Here is a 20,020-nt window from a genome sequence, read left to right as displayed (position 1 = left end):
ATCCTATTGGAGGTCCCATGCGCCATCCCCTGCTCGCCTCGCTCGTTCTGGGCTGTTCCCTGCTGCTCGGTGCCACCGCTCAGGCGGCGCCGCGCGACGACTTCAAGGTGTGCTGGACGATCTACGCCGGCTGGATGCCCTGGGGCGAAGCCCAGGCCCAGGGCATCATCGACAAGTGGGCCAAGAAATACGGCATCCACATCGAGGTCGTGCAGCTCAACGACTACGTCGAATCCATCAATCAATACACCGCCGGCCAGTTCGATGGTTGCGCCATGACCAACATGGACGCCCTGACCATTCCGGCCGCGGGTGGCGTGGACAGCACGGCACTGATCGTCAGTGACTATTCCAACGGCAACGACGGCATAGTGATGAAGGGCCAGGGCAAGACCCTGGCCGACCTCAAGGGCCAGCAGGTCAACCTGGTGCAATTCTCGGTCTCCCATTACCTGCTGGCGCGGGCACTGCAGACCGTGGGCTTGAGTGAAAAGGACCTCACCACCGTCAATACCTCAGACGCCGATATCGTGGCCGCCTTCCAGACGCCTGACGTGCGCAACGTGGTGACCTGGAATCCGCTGCTGGCGGAGATCAAGGCCCAGCCGGATACCACCGAGGTGTTCGACTCCAGCAAGATCCCCGGCGAGATCCTCGACATGCTGGTGGTGAACACGGCCACGCTCAAGGATAACCCCGCCCTGGGCAAGGCCTTGACCGGTGCCTGGTTCGAGATGATGGCGCTGATGAAGTCCGGCGATGCCAAGGGCAAGGCGGCCCTGGAAGCCATGGCCAAGGCCTCCGGCACCGACCTTGCCGGCTTCCAGGCGCAACTCGACAACACCCGCCTGTTCAGCACGCCTGCCGAGGCCGTCGCCTTCGTCAAGGACCCCGCGCTGCCCGCCACCATGCAGCGGATCGCCCAGTTCTCCTTCGACCACGGCCTGCTGGGCCAGGGCGCGCCCAGTGCCGACGCCATCGGCATCGCCTATCCCGGTGGCAAGACCACGGGCGACGCCCACAACGTCAAGCTGCGCTTCGACCCGACCTTCGTGCAGCTGGCTGCCGACGGCAAGCTCTGAGCCCGGTCGCGAGGAAGACTCCCATGCGCTTCATCAATCGGCATCCCGACCGCGGTGGCCGGCTCCTGCTGGTGCTGCTGCCCTTCGCCCTGCTCGCCCTACTCTATCTGGTCGGCTCGGCCACGCGGCTGGCGGAGAACCCCAGCGACAAGCTCTTGCCGAGCGTGGCGCAGATGGCCGATGCGATGCAGCGCCTGGCCTTCACCGCCGATGTCCGCACCGGCGGCTATCCCTTCTGGCAGGACACCCTGGCCAGCCTGCAACGCCTCGGTATCGGCCTGGGCATCGCCGCGCTGATCGCCCTGGTGGTGGGCATCGCCGCCGGTAGCCTGCCGCTGGTGGGAGCGCCGCTGTCACCGCTGGTCACGGTGCTGTCGATGATCCCGCCGCTGGCGATCCTGCCGATCCTCTTCATCGTCTTCGGCCTGGGCGAGTTGGCCAAGGTAATGCTGATCGTGATCGGCGTGACGCCGGTGCTGATCCGCGAGCTGGATCAGCGCGCCCGGGAGTTGCCGCGGGAGTTGCTGATCAAGGCCCAGACCCTGGGGGCCAACAGCTGGACGGTGATCCTGCGGCTGGTGCTGCCGCAGCTGCTGCCACGCCTGCTCATCGCCCTGCGGCTGCAGCTGGGTTGCGCCTGGCTGTTCCTGATCGCTGCCGAAGCCATCGCCGCCACCGATGGCCTGGGCTATCGCATCTTCCTGGTGCGGCGTTATCTGGCGATGGACGTGATCCTGCCCTATGTCGCCTGGATCACCCTGCTCGCCTGGCTGATGGATGCGGGACTGCGCCTGCTCACCCGGCGCGCCTTTCCCTGGTTCGGGGAGGCTCGCTGATGATCGAGGTCAGCAATCTCTGGCAGCGTTATGGCGAGCAGGTGGTACTGGAAGGCCTGAACCTGCAGGTGCGCGAAGGTGAATTCTGCGCCCTGGTCGGCGCCTCCGGTTGCGGCAAGTCCACCTTCCTGCGGCTGCTGCTCGGCCAGGAACGGCCCAGCCGCGGCGAGATCCGCATCGACGGCCGGCCGCTGTCGGCGGAGCCGGACCCCGAGCGCGGCGTGGTCTTCCAGCGCTACTCGGTGTTTCCCCATCTGACCGTGCTGGACAACGTCGCCCTGGGCCTGGAACTGCCCAAGGCTCCCCTGCTCGGCCGGCTCTTGGGCGGCGCCAAGCGCGAGGCGCGGGCCCAGGCCGCGGCGCTGCTCGAACGGGTGGGCCTGGGCCAGGCGCTGGACAAGTACCCGGGCCAGCTCTCCGGCGGGATGCAGCAGCGTCTCGCCATTGCCCAGGCGCTGATCGTCCGGCCGCGCATCCTGCTGCTGGACGAACCCTTCGGCGCCCTGGACCCGGGCATTCGCAAGGACATGCATGCCCTGCTGCTGGAACTCTGGCACGAGCGGCCGCTGACCGTGTTCATGGTCACCCATGACCTGCACGAGGGCTTCAGCCTGGCCACCCGGGTGCTGGTGTTCGACAAGGTCCGCCAGGACCCGCAAGCCCCCGGTGCCTATGGCGCCCGCATCACCTACGACATTCCCCTGACCGCCAAGGCTCGCACCGTCGCTCCGGCGACGGTCCGGCCGGCCCTTACCTGACGAGGTCACCCATGCCTGACGACGTGCTCTACCAGGAACGCATTCCCGGCGGCGGTACCGCCTCCTTCATCCTCCGCCGCGGCCAGGTCCTGCGGCTGACCGATGTGGAGGGCGGCGCCAATGTCAGCCTGCTGCTGTTCAATGCCGACGACCGTAGCGAACGCCTGAACCTGCCCGACACCCTCAAGGGCCAGCACACCGCCCGCCTCACCGCCGGCCACTGCCTCTATTCCGATATGGGCCGGGTGCTGGCGGCGCTGGTGCGCGACACCTGCGGCTGGCACGACAGCTTCGGCGGCGTGGCCAACGCCGCCGAGGTGGCCGAGCGGTACGGCGAGGGGCGCTACCAGGAGCTGCGCAACGGCTTCCACCGCAACGGTACCGACAACCTGCTGGTGGAGTTGGCCAAGTGGGGCCTGGGCCTCGAAGACCTGCTGATGACCCTGAATCTGTTCAGCCGGGTCGACGTGGATGCCGAGGGCGCCTTCAGCTTCGTCCCGGGCAATTCCCGCGCCGGCGATGTCGTCGAGCTCTATGCGCCCATGAACACCCTGGTGGTGCTCACCGCCCTGCAGCATCCGCTGGACCCCGATCCGGTCTATGCGCCGCGGCCGGTCGAGCTGACCCAGTTGCGCGCCACGCCAGAGGTGGCCGAGGGCTGCCGCACCTCGCGCCCGGAAAACGAGCGCGCCTTCCTCAACACCGCCCGCTACTTCGTCTGAGGCCTCGCCATGACCCTGAACGCCAGCACCAAACGCCCGGAAGAAGCCAGCTACCGCGCCGTCCTGCCCGCCGGGGCGCCGTACCTCAAGGAAATCAAGGCCGGCCAGACCCTGCGCATCCATGACCTGGAAGGCAACCAGGCGGTGGACACCCTCTTCTATGCCGCCGCCAATCCCCAGGAGCGCTACGATCCCCAGCGCACCCTGAGACGTCAGGGGCGGGTCTATCTATCGACCGGCAGCGTGCTCTATTCCAACCTCGGCAATCCGCTGCTGACCATCGTCGCCGACACCTGTGGCCGCCACGACACCCTGGGCGGCGCCTGTTCCCAGGAAAGCAACACGGTGCGCTACGCCCTCGACCGCCGCCAGATGCACAGCTGCCGCGACAACTTCCTCTGTGCCGGTGGCCATGACGGGCGCCTGGGCAAGCGCGACATCGGCGCCAACATCAACTTCTTCATGAACGTACCGGTGACCGCCGACGGCGGCCTGACCTTCGAGGACGGCATCTCCGGCGCCGGCAAGTACGTGGAGTTGCGTGCCGAGATGGACGTCATTCTGCTGATCTCCAATTGCCCGCAGCTGAACAACCCTTGCAATGGCTGGAATCCCACGCCGGCGGAGGTGCTCATATGGGACTAAGCCGTACCGCGCGCCTCTGGCACTGGCTGCGCCCGCGCCTCCAGCGCTTCTGCGAGATACGCGCCGGGCGCTATTGAGATCCGCGCCAGCCCTAATCAGCCACCTTCGTGCGCCTCTCGGGGACGACCCCAAGAGCTCTTACCCGGCGGGACGGCCCGCCACCTTCGAGGACGCCTCGAATGTTCACCACCCTGCTCATCGCCAACCGTGGCGCCATTGGCTGCCGGATCCAACGCACCCTGCGCGAGCTGGGCGTTGCCTCGGTCGCCGTCTACAGCGAAGCCGACCGCGCCAGCCGCCATGTCAGCGGGGCCGACCAGGCCTTCAGCCTCGGTGAGGGCGCCGCCGCGGCGACCTACCTGGACACCGCCAAGCTGCTCGACGTGGCCCGCCGCAGCGGCGCCCAGGCCATCCACCCCGGCTATGGCTTTCTATCGGAGAACGCTGCCTTCGCCGAAGCCTGCGAGGTCGCCGGCATCGCCTTCGTCGGCCCCACCCCCGAGCAGCTGCGCACCTTCGGCCTCAAGCACACCGCCCGCGCCCTGGCCCGCGCCCAGGGCGTGCCCCTGCTGGAAGGCACCGAGCTGCTGGAAGACCTGGCCGCCGCGCTGAGCGCCGCCGAGCAGGTCGGCTATCCGGTGATGCTCAAGAGCACCGCGGGTGGCGGTGGCATCGGCATGCGCGTCTGCCGCTCGGCCAGCGAACTCGGCGAGGCCTTCGAGACGGTACGCCGGCTGGGCCAGAACAACTTCAGCGATGCTGGCGTGTTCCTGGAGAAATACATCGAACGGGCGCGGCACCTGGAGGTGCAGGTGTTCGGCGATGGCCAGGGCGAGGTGCTGGCCCTAGGGGTGCGCGACTGTTCGGTGCAGCGGCGCAACCAGAAGGTACTGGAGGAAACCCCGGCGCCCAACCTGCCGGCCGGCATGGCCGAGGCCCTCTGCGCCGCCGCCCTGGCCCTGACCCGCGCGGTAGGCTATCGCAGCGCCGGCACCGTTGAATTCGTCTACGACAGCGCCGCCGACCGCTTCTATTTCCTTGAGGTGAACACCCGGCTGCAGGTCGAGCATGGGGTCACCGAGCAGGCCTGGGGTGTCGACCTGGTGCGCTGGATGATCGAACTGGCGGCCGGCGAGCTGCCGCCGCTGGCCGAGTTGGCCCAGGGTCTCAATCCCTCGGGCCATGCCATCCAGGCGCGCCTCTATGCCGAGGACCCGGGCCGTGACTTCCAGCCCAGCCCAGGCCTGCTCACCCAGGTCGACTTCCCACCAGCGGATGGCCGCGCCCTGCGCCTGGATACCTGGGTCGAGGCTGGCTGCGAGATCCCGCCCTACTTCGATCCCCTGGTGGCCAAGCTCATCGCCTGGGCGCCCGATCGCGAGGCTGCCCGCCAGCGCCTCGACCAGGCGCTGGCCGAGACCCAGCTCTACGGCGTGGAAACCAATCGCGACTATCTGCGGCAGATCCTCGCCGCCGCGCCCTTCGCCGAGGGCCACCCCTGGACCCGCTGCCTGGAAGGCCTCAGCTACCAGGCCACTACCCTGGAGGTGCTTAGCGCCGGCACCCAGACCACGGTGCAGGATGCCCCCGGTCGACTCGGCTACTGGTCGGTGGGGATTCCGCCGTCCGGCCCCATGGACGACCGCGCCCTGCGCCTGGGCAATCGCCTGCTGGGCAACGACGAGCGCGCCGCCGCCCTGGAAATCACCCTGGCCGGCCCCACCCTCAGGTTCAACACAGAGGCCGTGGTGGCGGTCACCGGCGCGGCCCTGCCGATCCTGCTGGATGACCAGCCCCAGGCCATGGACAGCGCCTTCCGGGTGCCGGCCGGTGCCACCCTGCAACTGGGCGCCATCGAGGGTGCGGGTGCGCGCAGCTATCTCTGCCTGCGCGGGGGCCTTGACCTGCCCGAGTACCTGGGCAGCCGCAGTACCTTCACCCTCGGCCAATTCGGCGGCCATGGCGGCCGTGCCCTGCGCGCCGGTGACGTGCTCCATCTGCACAGGCTCAACGACTCCAGTGTGGGCGCCCGTCTGCCGGAGGCGCTGACCACCCACCTGCCCGCCACCCGGACCTTGCGCGTCATCTACGGTCCCCATGGCGCGCCGGACTATTTCAGCCCGGCCTATCTCGACCTCTTCCTCGCCACCGACTGGGAGGTGCACTTCAATTCCAGCCGTACCGGGGTGCGCCTGATCGGACCCAAGCCGGAATGGACGCGGGAGGACGGCGGTGAGGCCGGCCTGCATCCCTCCAACATCCACGACAACCCCTATGCGGTGGGCGCCGTGGATTTCACCGGCGATATGCCGGTCATCCTCGGTCCGGACGGCCCGAGCCTGGGCGGCTTCGTCTGCCCGGTCACGGTGATCGAGGCCGATCTCTGGCAACTGGGCCAACTCAAGGCCGGCGACCGGGTACGCTTCCTGCCGGTGAACCTGGGGACCGCTCGGCGCCTGCAGCAGGCACGCCTGGCCGAGGAAAGCAGTCTGCAGTCGCAGGCGGAGATCGCCGTTACCCCCGAGCGCGGCGATCCCGTGGTGCTGGACCTCGGCCAGGGCGCCGAACGACTGGTGGCCCGGCTCTCCGGCGATACCCATCTGCTGCTGGAGATCGGCCCGCCGGAGCTGGACCTGGCCCTGCGCTTTCGCGGCCATGGCCTGATGCAGGCACTGGCCGCCCTGGCCCTGCCCGGCCTGCGCGAACTTACCCCCGGCATTCGTTCGCTGCAGGTGCACTACCAGCCCGAGGCGTTGCCGCTGGCCGAGCTGCTGGCGACTGTGACCCGCTGCTGGCAGGCCCTGGGGGATGCCCAGGATCTGCGGGTGCCTTCGCGCATCGTCCACCTGCCGCTGTCCTGGGACGATCCGGCCTGCCGCCTGGCCATCGAGAAGTACGCCACCACGGTGCGCAAGGACGCGCCCTGGTGCCCGAGCAACCTGGAATTCATCCGTCGGGTGAATGACCTGGATTCCCTGGAGGCGATCAAGGGCATCGTCTTCGACGCCAGTTACCTGGTGATGGGGCTGGGCGATGTCTACCTCGGGGCACCGGTCGCCACCCCGCTCGATCCGCGTCATCGCCTGGTGACCACCAAGTACAACCCCGCCCGCACCTGGACCGCGGAAAACTCGGTGGGTATCGGCGGCGCCTATCTCTGCGTCTACGGCATGGAGGGACCGGGCGGTTACCAGTTCGTCGGCCGCACCCTGCAGATGTGGAATCGCTACCGCGAGGTCGAGGCCTTCCAGGGCCAGCCCTATCTACTGCGCTTCTTCGACCAGATCCGCTTCTACGAGGTCTCGGCCGAGGAATTGCTGCGCATCCGGGCGGATTTTCCCCTGGGGCGCGTGCCGCTACGTATCGAGGACAGCGAGCTGTCGCTGGCCGACTACCAGGCCTTCCTGGCCCGCGAAGCCGAGGGCATCGCCGCCTTCCGCAGCCGCCAGCAAGCCGCCTTCGCCGCCGAGCGGCAACGCTGGATCGACTCCGGCCAGGCGCATTTCGACAGCGTCGAGCCCCTTGCCGAGCCGACCACGGACGCGCCGCTCACCGCTGGCCAGCAGGCACTGGAAAGTCCGGTCGCCGGCAATCTCTGGCAGGCGCAGGTCCAGCCTGGCGATCAGGTGGACGCCGGCCAGCCGCTACTCGTCCTTGAATCCATGAAGATGGAAATCCCCCTGCTTGCTCCCTGCAGCGGCCGGATTCGCGACCTCCATGTCCAGCCAGGTTCTCCGGTCCGCGCCGGCCAGCGCCTGCTCGTCATCGACAAGAATTGAAGGAAGCCGCCATGACATTCGACCTGCGCCTCGCCACCCTGCGCGCCGCCTATGCCGCCGGTACCCGGACGCCACGGGCTCTCGTGGCCGAACTTCTGGAAAAGGCTGAGCAGCTGAACCCTGAGTATCGGCTATTCATCCACCTGCTGACCCCGGCGGAACTGGAGCCCTATCTGGCCGCACTCGACGGCCGCGAGCCGGCCGAGCTGCCGCTGTACGGCATTCCCTTCGCGCTCAAGGACAATATCGACCTGGCCGGCATCCCCACCACGGCGGCCTGCCCGGCCTACGCCTATGTGCCCGAGCGCTCCGCCACCCTGGTGGAGCGGCTGGTGGCCTTGGGCGCCATACCCCTGGGCAAGTGCAATCTCGATCAGTTCGCCACCGGCCTCAACGGCACCCGCTCGCCCTATGGCGCCTGCCGCAACAGCGTCCATCCGGACTATCCGGCCGGTGGTTCCAGCGCCGGCTCGGCGCTGGCCGTGGCCCTGGGCGTCGCCAGCTTCGCCCTGGGCACGGATACTGCCGGCTCCGGACGGGTACCGGCAGCGTTGAACAACCTGGTCGGCCTTAAGGGCAGTAAGGGGCTGCTGTCCACCGCTGGCGTGGTACCGGCCTGCCAGACCCTCGACTGCGTGACCTTCTTTACCGCCACCGCCTTGGAGGCCAGCGAGTTGCTGGCCCTGGGCGCCCAGCCCGACCCGCGCGATCCCTACAGCCGCGCCAATCCGCAATGGAACGACGCCAGCGCCTTCGGCCGCCCACGCCCCTTCCGCTTCGGCGTGCCGACCCAGCTGGAATTCCTCGGTTGCCCGGAAAGCCCCGCGCTGTTCGCAGCGGCCAAGGCCCAGCTGGAAGCCCTGGGTGGTGAAGCCGTGCCGCTCGATCTCACGCCTTTTCTGGAAGCCGCCCGCCTGCTCTACGAGGGCCCCTGGGTAGCCGAGCGCTACAGCGTGGCCGGAGCCCTGATCGAAGCCGATCCGGAGGCGGTGCTGCCGGTGATCCGCGCCGTGCTGGAAAAGGCGCCCGGTGCCTCGGCGGTGGACGCCTTCCGCGCCGGCTACCGGCTGCAGGCGCTAAAGGCCCAGTGCGATGCACTGCTGGCCGAGCTGGATTGCGTGCTCACCCCCACCTATCCCCGGCCGGTCACCCTGGCGGAGCTGGCCGCCGAGCCGGTGGCGCGCAACGCCGACCTCGGCTACTACACCAACTTCATGAACCTGCTGGACTATGCGGCGGTGGCGGTACCCGCCGGGGTGATGAGCAACGGCCTGCCCTGGGGCGTGACGCTGTTCGGCCGGGTCTTCACCGACCAGTACCTGCTCAGCCTGGCGGCGGCGCTGCAAGAGAGCCAGGGCCTGCCGCTGGTGGGCGGCAATCTGCCGAACGCCAGCCTGCCCACTCGCGCCGCGCGCCATGATCGCACCCGTCTGGTGGTCTGCGGCGCCCATCTGCAGGGCCTACCGCTCAACGGCCAACTGCTCGCCCGTGGCGCCCGCCGCCTGGCCCTGACCAAGAGCGCCCCACGCTATCGCCTTTACGCCCTGGCTGGCGGACCGCCCTTGCGGCCCGGCATGGTGAGAGTCGAGCAGGACGGCGCGGCCATCGAGGTGGAGGTCTGGGAACTGCCCAGCAGCGAACTGGGCAGCTTCCTCGCCGGCATCCCCGCCCCGCTCGGCCTGGGCAAGGTGGAGTTGGCCGACGGCAGCTGGGAAACCGGCTTCATCTGCGAGCCTTATGGCCTGGCGGGGGCCGAGGACATCACGGCTTACGGCGGCTGGCGCGCCTGGCTGGCGCGCTCTATCTAGCCCATGGCTGGTGCAACGGCGCCCTTGGCAGCCGAACGCGAAGCCACGCCGAGCTCGAACAGCTCGGCGACGCGCCGGCTTTCCGCCTCGCTGGGCTTGATGGCCAGGGCGCACCCGACGAACACCAGGGCGTTGAAGATCACCCCGACGATGCCGCTGGTGAGCGAGCCGAGCACGGCGATGTCGTCCGGGTAGATAACGGTCAGCACGATGGCGATGAGGATCCCGGTGAGCATGCCGAGTATGGCGCCCTGCTTGTTACCCCAGCGGGTAAAGATCCCGAAGAACAGCGGTACGGCCAGTTGGATGATGCCCTGGTAGGAGATCTGCGCCAGCAGTTGCAGGCGCGAGTAGTTGAACGTCAGATAGGCCACCACCGCGGCGGCGGCGATGAAGACGATCATCCCACCCTTGGCCAGCGCGGTGAGCTGGCGGTCGGTGCGCGGCGTGGTCCAGGTGGCGAGGTCGTTGGCGAATTGCACGCCGCAGACCTGCACGCAGCCGTCGACGTGGCCGATGCTCGCGGCCAGGACGATGGCGATGGCCAGGGCCAACAGCCAGGGGCCGCCGATGTCGAACAGCGCCAGGAACCAGCCCTGTTGCGGATGAGCCGCCACGTTCGGGTCCTGGCTGACCGCGGCGGCGAACAGCATCAGGATGCCGTAGAAACCGCCCACCAGCAGGATGGTGTAGACCGTGCCCTTCTTCACCGACCGTACGCCGCTGGCGGTGTAGATACGCTGGAAACTCATGGGCCAGCACATGGAGCCGATGACCCCGGTGAAGATCAGGCTGAACATATACCAGGCGCCATAGCCGGTGCCGGAATCCCCGGGAATCAGCAGCATCTTGGCCGGCAGTGCGGCGAGGTTGGCGAAGGAGGCGTTCTGACTGCCACCGAGCAAGAAGATACACAGCCCGGCGGCCAGCACGTAGGCGATCAGCCCCTGGTACATGTCGGTCATGATCAGGCCGCGCATGCCCATGCTCACCGTCCAGTATTGGCGGATCAGTACCACCAGCACCCCGGCGGTCAGGCAGGCGGTGATGCCCCAGCTGCCGAAGCTGGCGAACTGGAACAGCATGGCCAGCGCCTGGATGCCCATCACCACCCAGGGAAACACCGAGATGATGCCGATGATGGAGGCGAGTCGCTTGACCGCCGGGCTGTTGAATCTCATGCCCAGCAGGTCGGGTTGGGTGGTGAGGTTGAATCTCTGGCCCCAGGTCCAGGCGCGATTGGCCATGAGGTACATGGCGGTCACCCCGAGAGTCGAATAGACCATGCCGTAGAAACCCAGGGCGCCGCCCACCGATAGCGAGAAGAACGCCGTGAAGGTCGCGCCCGGCCACCAGGAATTGGTGTAGCACATGGCGATGTACCAGGGTCCATAGGAGCGACCGCCGACGGCATAGTCGGCGAAGTCGTGGCTCTGCTTGTTGGTGAGATAGAGCACGGCGATCATCCCGGCGAGGAACAGGCCGATGACGCCGAAGCTGACGAGCATGTCGAAGGTGCTACCGGAAGGGATCATGGCTGAGTCTCCTCGGGGATGTCGCCATTGGCGGATTCGACCAGATAGAGCGCCCCCACGCCGATACCCAGCAGCACGGCGATGAGGATCCAGTAGAAGATCGGCAAGGGAATGCCCAGCACCAGCCGGGAGCTGCCGCTCACGCTGAGGTAGAACGGCGGGAACACCGCCATCAGCAGCAGGGCGAGGAAATACAGACCGAAAGCGCAGGTCTTGAGCGAGAAGGGACTGGCGGACGTCATGCCGACACCCCCTGGCGCAGGCAGCGACGCAGCGCTGCGCCGACGTGGCGATAGAAGAAGAGACTGTTCACGAGGGCTGGCTCCTGTGGCAGGCCGACGGTTGATCGAAAGAGGCTTCGCGAGGCAGTCGAGGGGCGCTCCAGGAGGCTGAGCAACTCATCCCCTGGCGTACGCCGGTGTTTCCTGTCGTTGTCGGCCACCTTCTGCGAGGTGGCTCGGGGATCCGTCAGACCTGCCTGAGCCAGGTCTCCCAGCGGGAATCGTGGATGACGCTGCGGGCGCGGCTGTGCTTGAGCGCGCCATACTTGTAGAAGTCGAAATCGAGCTGCGAGACGGCGTGCTGCACCATGGCCCAGGTGGACCACTTGAGATCGGCCAGGGCCTTGTTGACGTACACCCGCGCCAGGGTCTGAGTGGTCACCGCGCCGAAGTAGTCCTCGACCAGTGCCAGCTCCATGTCCGGGGCGAAGAACATCTCGCCGAACCAGAGCGCCAGTTCGTAGTGGCGGTCGTTGTTGGAGGCGTATTCGAAATCCACCAGCCGCACCTCGGCCGTGGCGTTGAGCATGAAGTTGCCGGCCAGGGTGTCGTTCATGCAGGGCGCAAGATCGATCCCGGAGGCCTCCAGCGCCTGCATCGCGCGCCGATACTGGCGGTCGAGCCAAGCGTGGTCGTCCGGCCACTGGCCACCGAGTTCCCGCACCTGGCGCTGGTGCTCGTCGATCATGTCGAAGACGGTCTTGGTCTGGATCAGTAGTGGCTGGTCGTTGAAGGCCTTGAGGGCGTGCAACGCCCGGTGGCGAACGTCGCGGTCGAGAAAGTCGCGATTGGACGAGGCGCGCCAGCCCTCCATGAATTCGAAGACCTCCACGCCGTGCGCTTCGAGAAAGGCCACCACCGGGGCGCCATAACCGGTGGCCGCCGCCTTGAGGCTGGCATCGTGGGCGGTGCGCCGGTCGATGAAGAGTTCCGTGCCCTGCCCCGGCACCTTCAGGAAGAACGCCGTGGGTGCACCCTCGATCTGTACTCGCCAATTGGTGTTGGAGATGCCGCCGCTGACCGGGGCATAGTGGGCCGCACAGCCAGCCCAGGGCGCATGACTGAGAATCGCCTGCTCCAGCTGCCGTTCCGCCTGGGTGCTCGCTTCGCCTAGTCGCTTCATCTGGCCTATCCTCCTACCTGACGGAGCCAGCTTTCGAAGCGCGACTCCTGAATCGTCGTGCGGCAACGCAACAAGGTCCACTGGCCGACCTTGGAGAACTCCAGCGGCCGCGTCGAGGCGACGCCAGCCCAGAGGCCCCACAGCGTCCAGTACCAGTCATCCAACAGGCCGTAGAGGCGGCAGCGTGCGTAGTCGGCGTCGCTCGCCGTCGCGCTCCAGCGTGCGATACCGGCGCGCCATTGCGGCTCGAAGGGGTACAGCTCGTTGAGGGTGATGGCGACGTCGTACCAGGGATCGAAGCAACCGCCCCGATCAAAATCCAGCAGCCGCAACTCGCCCGCCGCGTTGATCATCACATTGCCGGCCAGGCCATCGCCGTGCAGCGGACGGCGCTCGATGGGATGCCGTTGCACGGCGGCCCACGCCTGGTCGACACAGTCATCGATCCAGGCATGGTCATCGGGCAAGACCACCGCCTGGGCTCGACAAAGCGTGCGGAGCCGCTCGATATCGGCCCAGGGCGAGCGCTCGAAGGCTGGCGTCGGCCCTTCCTGCACCTTGAGCTTCAACCGCCAGAGGGCGTCCAGGCGGTGCTGCGGCTGGAGCCGGTCGAGGCGTGCCCAATGCCAGTCCTCGGGTGCCAGACGTTCGAGCAGCAAGACACCGTTGTCTTCATCCGCGAGCCGTAGCGCCGGCGTCACCCCGGCCATGGCCGCGCAACGAGTCGCCTCGGCGCTCTGGGCGAAGTCGAGGACGGGCCGCATGTCGTCGTAGAGCACCTTGGCATAGAAGGCGCCCTGGTCACTCAGGACGTGGAAGCCAGCCCACTCGCAGGCGAGGCGGGTCGGCGAGGCCACGCCCGCAGTACCCGTGGTGATCTGCACGCCCGTCAGCCCGGCCCCAATCAGGGCGGCTTGCAGGCGATTGAATTCGAGGGTCGACGTCATGGCGGGCTCCTCAGAGATACAGCTCGGGCTGGCAACAGGCGCGATAGAGCAACGCGGTAAGGACGCGGAGTCCCTGGTGCAGGTCGGCGGTAGCGGAGAATTCCGCTTCGTTGTGGGAGAGTCCGCCCCGGCTGGGTACGAACAACAGGGCCGCGGGAAAGCGCCGCCCGAGGCTGATGGCGTCGTGTCCGGCGACGGTGGCGCTATCTCCCGCGGGTACCCCCAGGGCCGCGCAGGTCTGGCGTGCCAGATCGCTCAACCCATCGTGCAGGTGACTGGGCTCGCGCAATTGCGCGCTTTCGAGCGAGAACGTAGTACCCGTTCTGGCGGCAATGGAATCGAGAGTGGCGCGGAAGCGCTCTTCGGCCTCCGCCAACAACGTCGTGTCCGGCGAGCGGAATTCCACCCAGAGTCGCGCCAGGGCCGGCACCACGTTGGGCGAATTGGGTTCGAGCTCCAGGCGCCCCACCGAGGTGTGCATCGCCAACCCGTGGCGTTCGGCCTCGGCCCTGACCGCCACGATGGCCTCGGCCGCGGCCAGCAGGGCATCACGGCGCACGGCCATGGGCGCCGGTCCCGTGTGGTTCTGCTCGCCATCGAAACGTAGCCGCCATTTCAGCGCGGCCCAGGTGTGCCGCACCACGCCGATGGCGAGCCCCTGCTCCTCCAACTGGACGCCCTGCTCGACGTGCAGCTCCAGATAGGCGGCCACCGGCAAGTCCAGCATCGCCGCGCCGCGATAGCCGATCTGCGTGAGGGCCTCGCCCAGGGTTACGCCCGCGCTGTCTTGGCTGGCCCAGGCGTCCTCGACCGCAAGGCTGCCGATGAAGGCGCTGCTACCGATGAGGCTGGGCTGAAAGCGCGCGCCCTCTTCGTTGGTCCAGTTCACCACGGCCAGATTGAAGGCCGGCGTTTCGCCACGCGCCGCGAGTTGGCGCGCGACGCTGGCGCTGGCGACCGCACCGGAGAGGACGCCATAGACGCCGTCGAAACGCCCGGCCTTGGGTTGGGTATCCAGATGGGAGCCGCAGACGACATAGGGCGCTGCAGGATCGAAGGTCAGCAGGCCGAACAGGTTACCTACGGCGTCGACCTTTACGCTGAAGCCATGGGCCAGCAGCCAGGCGCTGAAAAGGTCACGCATGGCGCCGTCTTCCGCTGAAGCGGCGAGACGATGCAGGCCACCATTGGCGGTAACGCCGATGGCCGAGCTTTGCGCGAACAGCGCATCGAAGGCATCGAGGTCAGCCGCGTCGGCGACGGGAAGATCAGGGACAAAGGAGCTCGACATCGGCTGACTCCAGGCAGCGCACGAACTCGACGGCTGGCGGCCGGTTGCTCACCAGCGTATCCACCGCCGAGAACGGCAAGGTGTTGATGAAGGTGCGGTGACCGAACTTGGCGTCGTCCGCCAGGATCACGCTGCGGCGGCAATGCGCCGTCAGCGTACGGCGCAGATGCGCCTCGGGTTCCTCGTAATCCATCAGGCCCAGCTCGACATCCACCGCGCCTATGCCCATGAAGGCGATGTCGTAATGGAAGCCCCCGGCGAATGCCAGGGTGTGCGGACCGATCAGGGCGTTGTCGTTGCGGCGGATGTCGCCGGGTGTCATGAGCACCTGGTTGGCGCTGTGCTGGGTCAGCAGCAGGCCGATGTCCAGGGAGTTGGTGACGACGCGCAGGGTGCTGAAGCGCGTGAGCTGTTGCGCCAGCGCCAGGGTGGTGGTGCCGGTGTCGAGAAACAGCGCCATGCCCTCCTGGACCAGTTCCGCCGCGCACACCGCCAGGCGCGTCTTGGCCCGGGTCTGGATGCGACTGCGCACCTGCAGCGGCTGCTCTTCGTTGGGCTTGGGCAGCACCGCGCCGCCATGGATGCGCCTCAGCTTGCCGGCTTCCTCGAGATGCTTGAGATCGCGGCGAATGGTCTCTTCCGATACCTGCATGGCCTGCGCCAGGTCCGCCGCCTTGACGCGTTGCTGCAGGTTGATGAGACGCATGATTTCGTCGAGGCGAGGCTGGTTCAGCATGGCGTGGGTCGTCCGCGGCAGAGAGAAGCGCTCAGTGTAACGGGCCGCTCTGACCGATTCGCCGACTCGCATGCGCAGCCTGGCCCTGGCCCCTGGAGGCGCAGCGCGACGGAACGAGATGGAACAGGCTGACGCCATGTAAGGACTCCTTTCACGGGCAAGGGTGAAAGGCAGAAGGTCAAGGTACCGCAACGGGCCAGCCTCTTGGGTGGGCGGGCGCCGTCTGAATCGGGCTAGCGCAGCAGTGGAGGCAGTCGGTGTGCCCAGGGCAACAAGGCTTCAACCGCCGCGCAAAATTGCAGGACCTCGCCGTCGGCATGCCGCGGACCGACCACCTGCAACGCGATCGGCAACTCCTCTTCGCTCCAGCCGCAAGGCAGGCTGGCGGCGGGATTCCCGGACAGGTTGAAGGGGTAGGTAAAGGGCGTCCAGCGGGCCCAGGGGATAGCGCTGCCAGGCGCCTCGAAGCCCTCCTCCGGCCCGGTGAGGTGCGCGGGAAACGGCAGGATGGGCAAGGTCGGCAGCAGCAACAGGTCATAGCGGTCGAACAAGGCGTGTACCTGGTTGGCGAACGCTGCCCGCCGCTGCGTGGCCTTCAGATAATCAGCGAGGTCGTAGCCCGCGGCCTTCTCGATCAAGCTGGCAAAGCCTGGATCGAGTTCATCCAGACGCTCGGCGAGGGTCTTGCCATAGGCGATGCCACGGCCCGCCACCCAGAGCGTCTCGAAGATGGCCAGCGGGTCCTGCCAGTCCAGGGTCAGGCGCTCGATCTCCAGCGGCAGATTACGCGCCAGGGTATTCACCGCCGCTTCGACGCCTGCGGCCACCTGCGGCTGGACCGGGGTCTCGAACAGCGTGGGGCAATAGCCGACGCGCAAGGGACGCAGCGGCTGGTCGCAGCGGGCCAGGTAGGACTCCTGCGGGGCCGGCAGCGCCTGGTGGTCCAGGGCGTGCGGACCGGAGAGAACGTCGAACAGCAGCGCGCTGTCACGCACGGTACGGGTGATGGGGCCGGCATGGCTGAGCATTTCCGTCGCCGACCATGGCCAGGTGGGGATTCTGCCAAGGGAGCCTTTCAGCGCGAAGGTGCCACAGAAGGCGCTGGGGATGCGCACCGAGCCGCCACCGTCCGAACCCAGGGCCGCCGGCACCATGCGCGCCGCCGTGGCGATGGCCGATCCGGAACTCGAACCGCCACTGCTGAGGTGCGGATTCCACGGGGTGCGGCCATCGCCGAACACCCGCGAGGTGCTGGCGCCCGTCCAACCGAATTCGGTGGTCGCCGTCTTGCCCAGCAGAATGCCGCCAGCGGCCTTCAGCCGGCGAACGATAGGGGCATCCTGCTCCGGGACATTGTCCAGGCCGGTGAGCGAACCCCGGGTGGTGCGCAGGCCGGCGGTATGGAAGAGATCCTTGATGCCGAAGGGCACGCCATGCAGGGGGCCGCGGAAGCGGCCTTCGCCCGCTTCGGCGTCCAACAGCCGGGCTTCGGCCAGGGCGTTGTCGGCATAGACGTCACCGAAGGCATTGAGCGTGGAATTGTTGGCTTTTATGGATTCAAGGCAGCATTCCACAAGCCCCACTGAGGTCAGCTCGCCCTGGCGAATACCGGCAGCGGATGCCAGTACGTCGGGTAATTCCTTGCTGGAAAGAGGGATTCTCATGGATTCGATGCCGTTCCAAAGCCCGGGTGACTGCGTCTATTGAATAACCGGGCGGCAGAAGAGGTCAAGTCTGTTTCGTTGATTTTGTGGAATATGTGGGATTTATTTACCAGTGCAGAAGGCCCCTTCCCACCACGGCAGCAACGGGAGGAAGACGAGCGACGGAAAGACGTCAACAGTGACCGTCATGTCGGGCTATGGGTGGTAGCGGGATAGGTGGATGAGCGACGTGAGACGCCGGGGCTGGGCATCTATGGGCGAAGCCCGCAGAACGCTACCCCGCCAAGGCGGACCATCCGCCGCGTGCATGGGCGGTCAGCCCGAGCCGCCGCTCAGTCGAGGCAGCGCAGCTGCAATCCCGCGCCGCGGGCTTCGACCAGCAACCGAACGGCCTGGGGCCGTTCCAGCAGGAAGTCGGCCACGGCCGGTTCCAATACCCGCCGCAGGCGCCGGACTAGGTCGCGAGCGCCGAAGCGGGCATCGTGACCTTGGCAGAGGAAGGCCTTGGCACTCTCATCCAGTTCCAGGCGGCGCCCGCGGCGACCCAGGCGCTGGTTGAGCTTGCCCAATTCGATGTCGAGCAGGCCGGGCAGCCAGTCGTGTTCGAGGCGCTGGAAGGCCAGGATCCGATCGATACGATTGAGGAACTCCGGGTCGAAATGGTCGTGCAGCGCGTCCTCCAGCACGCGACCCTGGTCAAGAGGCAGCAGGTTGAGCCAGCGTCGCCAGCCACGCTCGAAGCGGGCGCGATAGGCCTGCACGGCGCGGGCGCCCAGGTTGCTGGTCATGAAGATGAGGGCGTTACGGAAATCGAGGCGCTTGCTGCCGGCGCTGAGCACCAGTTGGCCGCTGTCGAGCACGTTCAACAGGGTGCGGATGACCTGGCGATCGGCCTTTTCCAGCTCGTCGAACAGCACGATGCCGGGGCGGCCATAGCTGCCGGCGATGGCCTCAGCATCGAACAGGGTGGTGCCTTCCTTGCTGCCCACGTAGCCGGGTGGCGCCCCGGCCAGGGCCGCGGCGTAGTGTTCCTGGGCCAGGGTGTTCATGTCGATGCGGCAGAGGGCATCCGCGCGGCCGTGGATGGCCTGGGCCAGCAGCCGCACGATCTCGGTCTTGCCGACCCCGGTGGGGCCGATGAACAGGCTGACGCCGAGCGGCCGTTCCGGATCGCCGATGTCGGCCTTGACCACCTTGAGCAGGGCTTCCACCTGGTCGAGCACCCTGTCCTGACCGAGGATGCGTCCCCGCAGCAGCGCCATGACCGCCGCCGGCTCGAAGAGGAAGCGCGAGGGCAGCGGCGCCTGACCCTCAGGGGCCAGTTGGCTGCGGTTATGCTCAAGCAGATCGTTGACGAATGGCATGCTCCCTCCCCGCGCGGCACTCTTCAGCCGAGCTGGCGTTCCTGGCCCGGATGGGGCAGTTCGCCCACCGGGCAGTCCGCCACCCCGATAGTGGAGCGAGTCATCCGCTCGACGTCCGCCTGGGCCTTCTGCGCATCCAGCACCCAGGTGCGGTAGAAGTCGAAGGGACAATCGGCCACGCCCTTGTCGCCATCGCCGGAGTTGTAGACGCCGGTGTAGCCCCGGTGCAGCAACTTGAACAGGTGGTTCTGCGACTGGTCGTTGGCACGGGCATCGCGGATCTGCGAGATCGACAGCTGGGCGTACTGGATGCCCATCTCCTCCTCGCCGCACTCGCCCAGGGTGCGGCCGTCGAAGCCGATCAGCGCCGAGTGGCCGAAGTAGCTGTACACCCCGTCGAAGCCGGTGGCGTTGGCCACCGCCACGTAGCAGTTGTTGGCCCAGGCCATGGTCTTGGCCATCAGCACCTGCTGCTCCTTGGCCGGATACATGTAGCCCTGGCAGCGCACGATCAGCTCGGCGCCCTTCATCGCGCAATCGCGCCAGATCTCCGGGTAGTTGCCGTCGTCGCAGATGATCAGGCTGATCTTCAGGCCCTTGGGACCCTCGCTGACGTAGGTGCGGTCGCCGGGATACCAGCCTTCGATGGGGCACCAGGGAATGCACTTGCGGTACTTCTGCACGATCTCGCCCTGGTCGTCGATCAGCACCAAGGTGTTGTACGGGGCCTTGTGCGGATGCTCCTCGTGGCGCTCGCCGGTGAGGGAAAAGATGCCCCAGGTCCTGGCCTCGCGGCAGGCGGCGGCGAAGATCGCCGTCTCCTCGCCGGGGATGGTCGCGGCGGTGGCCATCATCTCGTCGCGGTCGTACATGATCCCCATGGTGCTGTACTCGGGGAACACCACCAGGTCCATGCCCGGCAGACCGAGCTTCATGCCCTTGATCATCGCGGCGATCTGGCGGGCGTTGTCCAGGACCTCCGCCTTGCTGTGCAGACGCGGCATCCGGTAGTTGACGACAGCCACGCCGACGGTGTCGGGGCTGCTGGAGATATCGCCATGGCGCATCGGGTTGCTCCTTCGAAAGAGATGAAGCGGAGATCAGTGACTGATCATCCAGGGCCGGGTCGACGGACTGGTCTTCAGCCCATGGGGATTGGCCTTGCTGCGCGCCACCGGCTTGCTCGGCGCACAGCAGCTGCAGCCGGCAGCATGGCTGCGCCTGGCCTTGTATTCCTCCAGCGACTGGGGCGCGTGGCGCGCCCGCTCGTTGGTCTCATGGGCACGGCGCTGGCCGCCCGCCAGGGTCGCGAGACCCGGCGCGCTGAGGATCACTCGCGGGCTGGGCGTCGCGCAGGCGGGACAGTTGCAGGGATCGTCGCGCTGGGCCATGGGTCGCAGCAGGGTGAAGTCACCGCAGTGCGGGCAGTCGTATTCGTAGATCGGCATG

The 20,020-nt window shown here is 67.4% G+C and carries 17 protein-coding genes; 7 read left to right on the top strand and 10 right to left on the bottom strand.

Annotated features, from left to right (window positions below):
- Positions 1 to 17 precede the first annotated feature (17 nt).
- The 7 genes from CCZ28_RS04190 (at position 18) to atzF (ending at position 9,630) form a co-directional block, all read left to right on the top strand.
- Complete coding sequence (locus CCZ28_RS04190; protein WP_140216164.1) at positions 18 to 1,082, top strand: putative urea ABC transporter substrate-binding protein; 1,065 nt, start codon at positions 18 to 20, stop codon at positions 1,080 to 1,082.
- A 23-nt stretch (positions 1,083 to 1,105) separates the two neighbouring features.
- Positions 1,106 to 1,918: an ABC transporter permease gene (locus CCZ28_RS04185; protein WP_140216162.1), complete on the top strand. Its 813-nt coding sequence runs from the start codon at positions 1,106 to 1,108 to the stop codon at positions 1,916 to 1,918.
- Positions 1,918 to 2,676, top strand: a complete 759-nt coding sequence (locus CCZ28_RS04180; RefSeq protein ID WP_058787829.1) for an ABC transporter ATP-binding protein — start codon at positions 1,918 to 1,920, stop codon at positions 2,674 to 2,676. The genes CCZ28_RS04185 and CCZ28_RS04180 overlap by 1 nt, the downstream gene beginning before the upstream one ends.
- A gap of 11 nt (positions 2,677 to 2,687) precedes the next feature.
- Positions 2,688 to 3,398 carry an urea amidolyase associated protein UAAP1 gene (locus tag CCZ28_RS04175; protein ID WP_140216160.1) on the top strand — a complete coding sequence of 237 codons (711 nt, stop codon included), beginning with the start codon at positions 2,688 to 2,690 and terminating at the stop codon, positions 3,396 to 3,398.
- Positions 3,399 to 3,407: 9 nt separating this feature from the next.
- A complete protein-coding gene (locus tag CCZ28_RS04170) occupies positions 3,408 to 4,043 on the top strand; it encodes an urea amidolyase associated protein UAAP2 (RefSeq protein ID WP_058768870.1) in 636 nt (211 codons plus the stop codon).
- 179 nt (positions 4,044 to 4,222) lie between these two features.
- A complete protein-coding gene (uca, locus tag CCZ28_RS04165; RefSeq protein WP_140216158.1) occupies positions 4,223 to 7,822 on the top strand; it encodes an urea carboxylase in 3,600 nt (1,199 codons plus the stop codon).
- Between the two features lie 11 nt (positions 7,823 to 7,833).
- Positions 7,834 to 9,630, top strand: coding sequence for an allophanate hydrolase (gene atzF, locus CCZ28_RS04160; RefSeq protein ID WP_140216156.1), 1,797 nt, complete (start codon positions 7,834 to 7,836; stop codon positions 9,628 to 9,630).
- Here atzF and CCZ28_RS04155 read toward each other — a convergent pair.
- The 10 genes from CCZ28_RS04155 to CCZ28_RS04110 all read right to left on the bottom strand — a co-directional run bounded on the left by CCZ28_RS04155 (position 9,627) and on the right by CCZ28_RS04110 (position 20,019).
- Positions 9,627 to 11,165, bottom strand: a complete 1,539-nt coding sequence (locus tag CCZ28_RS04155; RefSeq protein WP_140216154.1) for a sodium:solute symporter family protein — start codon at positions 11,163 to 11,165, stop codon at positions 9,627 to 9,629. The genes atzF and CCZ28_RS04155 overlap by 4 nt on opposite strands.
- Positions 11,162 to 11,407: a hypothetical protein gene (locus CCZ28_RS04150; protein ID WP_140216152.1), complete on the bottom strand. Its 246-nt coding sequence runs from the start codon at positions 11,405 to 11,407 to the stop codon at positions 11,162 to 11,164. The genes CCZ28_RS04155 and CCZ28_RS04150 overlap by 4 nt, the downstream gene beginning before the upstream one ends.
- A 226-nt stretch (positions 11,408 to 11,633) precedes the next feature.
- Complete coding sequence (locus CCZ28_RS04145) at positions 11,634 to 12,569, bottom strand: choline kinase family protein (protein ID WP_140216150.1); 936 nt, start codon at positions 12,567 to 12,569, stop codon at positions 11,634 to 11,636.
- Positions 12,570 to 12,574: 5 nt separating this feature from the next.
- Positions 12,575 to 13,516 carry a phosphotransferase family protein gene (locus tag CCZ28_RS04140; RefSeq protein WP_140216148.1) on the bottom strand — a complete coding sequence of 314 codons (942 nt, stop codon included), beginning with the start codon at positions 13,514 to 13,516 and terminating at the stop codon, positions 12,575 to 12,577.
- A gap of 10 nt (positions 13,517 to 13,526) precedes the next feature.
- The gene (locus CCZ28_RS04135; RefSeq protein ID WP_140216146.1) at positions 13,527 to 14,807 is read right to left on the bottom strand and encodes a Zn-dependent hydrolase; all 1,281 of its coding nucleotides are present in this window, start codon (positions 14,805 to 14,807) and stop codon (positions 13,527 to 13,529) included.
- Entirely contained in the window at positions 14,785 to 15,543 is a 759-nt protein-coding gene (locus tag CCZ28_RS04130) for a DeoR/GlpR family DNA-binding transcription regulator (RefSeq protein ID WP_140216145.1), read from the bottom strand. Before CCZ28_RS04130 ends, CCZ28_RS04135 begins: the two co-directional genes overlap by 23 nt.
- Positions 15,544 to 15,776: 233 nt before the next feature.
- Positions 15,777 to 17,207, bottom strand: coding sequence for an amidase (locus tag CCZ28_RS04125; RefSeq protein WP_140216143.1), 1,431 nt, complete (start codon positions 17,205 to 17,207; stop codon positions 15,777 to 15,779).
- 332 nt (positions 17,208 to 17,539) lie between these two features.
- Complete coding sequence (locus CCZ28_RS04120) at positions 17,540 to 18,571, bottom strand: AAA family ATPase (RefSeq protein ID WP_140216140.1); 1,032 nt, start codon at positions 18,569 to 18,571, stop codon at positions 17,540 to 17,542.
- Between the two features lie 23 nt (positions 18,572 to 18,594).
- Complete coding sequence (locus CCZ28_RS04115) at positions 18,595 to 19,638, bottom strand: aliphatic amidase (protein WP_140216138.1); 1,044 nt, start codon at positions 19,636 to 19,638, stop codon at positions 18,595 to 18,597.
- A gap of 33 nt (positions 19,639 to 19,671) precedes the next feature.
- Complete coding sequence (locus tag CCZ28_RS04110; protein WP_140216136.1) at positions 19,672 to 20,019, bottom strand: FmdB family zinc ribbon protein; 348 nt, start codon at positions 20,017 to 20,019, stop codon at positions 19,672 to 19,674.
- Position 20,020: the final 1 nt, after the last annotated feature.

Source organism: Pseudomonas oryzihabitans, from assembly GCF_006384975.1.
GTDB classification, from domain to species: domain Bacteria; phylum Pseudomonadota; class Gammaproteobacteria; order Pseudomonadales; family Pseudomonadaceae; genus Chryseomonas; species Chryseomonas psychrotolerans_B.
The sequence above is the reverse complement of the archived record's forward strand: the minus strand, read 5'-3'. Positions and strand labels throughout refer to the sequence as shown.

Excerpts from the sequence above, each read along its gene's own strand:
- CCZ28_RS04110 (WP_140216136.1), bottom strand. The coding sequence starts at position 20,019 with ATGCCGATCTACGAATACGACTGCCCGCACTGCGGTGACTTCACCCTG.
- CCZ28_RS04145 (WP_140216150.1), bottom strand. The coding sequence starts at position 12,569 with ATGAAGCGACTAGGCGAAGCGAGCACCCAGGCGGAACGGCAGCTGGAG.
- CCZ28_RS04130 (WP_140216145.1), bottom strand. The coding sequence starts at position 15,543 with ATGCTGAACCAGCCTCGCCTCGACGAAATCATGCGTCTCATCAACCTG.
- CCZ28_RS04150 (WP_140216152.1), bottom strand. The coding sequence starts at position 11,407 with ATGACGTCCGCCAGTCCCTTCTCGCTCAAGACCTGCGCTTTCGGTCTG.
- CCZ28_RS04155 (WP_140216154.1), bottom strand. The coding sequence starts at position 11,165 with ATGATCCCTTCCGGTAGCACCTTCGACATGCTCGTCAGCTTCGGCGTC.
- CCZ28_RS04185 (WP_140216162.1), top strand. The coding sequence starts at position 1,106 with ATGCGCTTCATCAATCGGCATCCCGACCGCGGTGGCCGGCTCCTGCTG.
- atzF (WP_140216156.1), top strand. The coding sequence starts at position 7,834 with ATGACATTCGACCTGCGCCTCGCCACCCTGCGCGCCGCCTATGCCGCC.
- CCZ28_RS04190 (WP_140216164.1), top strand. The coding sequence starts at position 18 with ATGCGCCATCCCCTGCTCGCCTCGCTCGTTCTGGGCTGTTCCCTGCTG.
- uca (WP_140216158.1), top strand. The coding sequence starts at position 4,223 with ATGTTCACCACCCTGCTCATCGCCAACCGTGGCGCCATTGGCTGCCGG.
- CCZ28_RS04115 (WP_140216138.1), bottom strand. The coding sequence starts at position 19,638 with ATGCGCCATGGCGATATCTCCAGCAGCCCCGACACCGTCGGCGTGGCT.
- CCZ28_RS04120 (WP_140216140.1), bottom strand. The coding sequence starts at position 18,571 with ATGCCATTCGTCAACGATCTGCTTGAGCATAACCGCAGCCAACTGGCC.
- CCZ28_RS04175 (WP_140216160.1), top strand. The coding sequence starts at position 2,688 with ATGCCTGACGACGTGCTCTACCAGGAACGCATTCCCGGCGGCGGTACC.
- CCZ28_RS04170 (WP_058768870.1), top strand. The coding sequence starts at position 3,408 with ATGACCCTGAACGCCAGCACCAAACGCCCGGAAGAAGCCAGCTACCGC.
- CCZ28_RS04140 (WP_140216148.1), bottom strand. The coding sequence starts at position 13,516 with ATGACGTCGACCCTCGAATTCAATCGCCTGCAAGCCGCCCTGATTGGG.
- CCZ28_RS04135 (WP_140216146.1), bottom strand. The coding sequence starts at position 14,807 with ATGTCGAGCTCCTTTGTCCCTGATCTTCCCGTCGCCGACGCGGCTGAC.
- CCZ28_RS04125 (WP_140216143.1), bottom strand. The coding sequence starts at position 17,207 with ATGAGAATCCCTCTTTCCAGCAAGGAATTACCCGACGTACTGGCATCC.
- CCZ28_RS04180 (WP_058787829.1), top strand. The coding sequence starts at position 1,918 with ATGATCGAGGTCAGCAATCTCTGGCAGCGTTATGGCGAGCAGGTGGTA.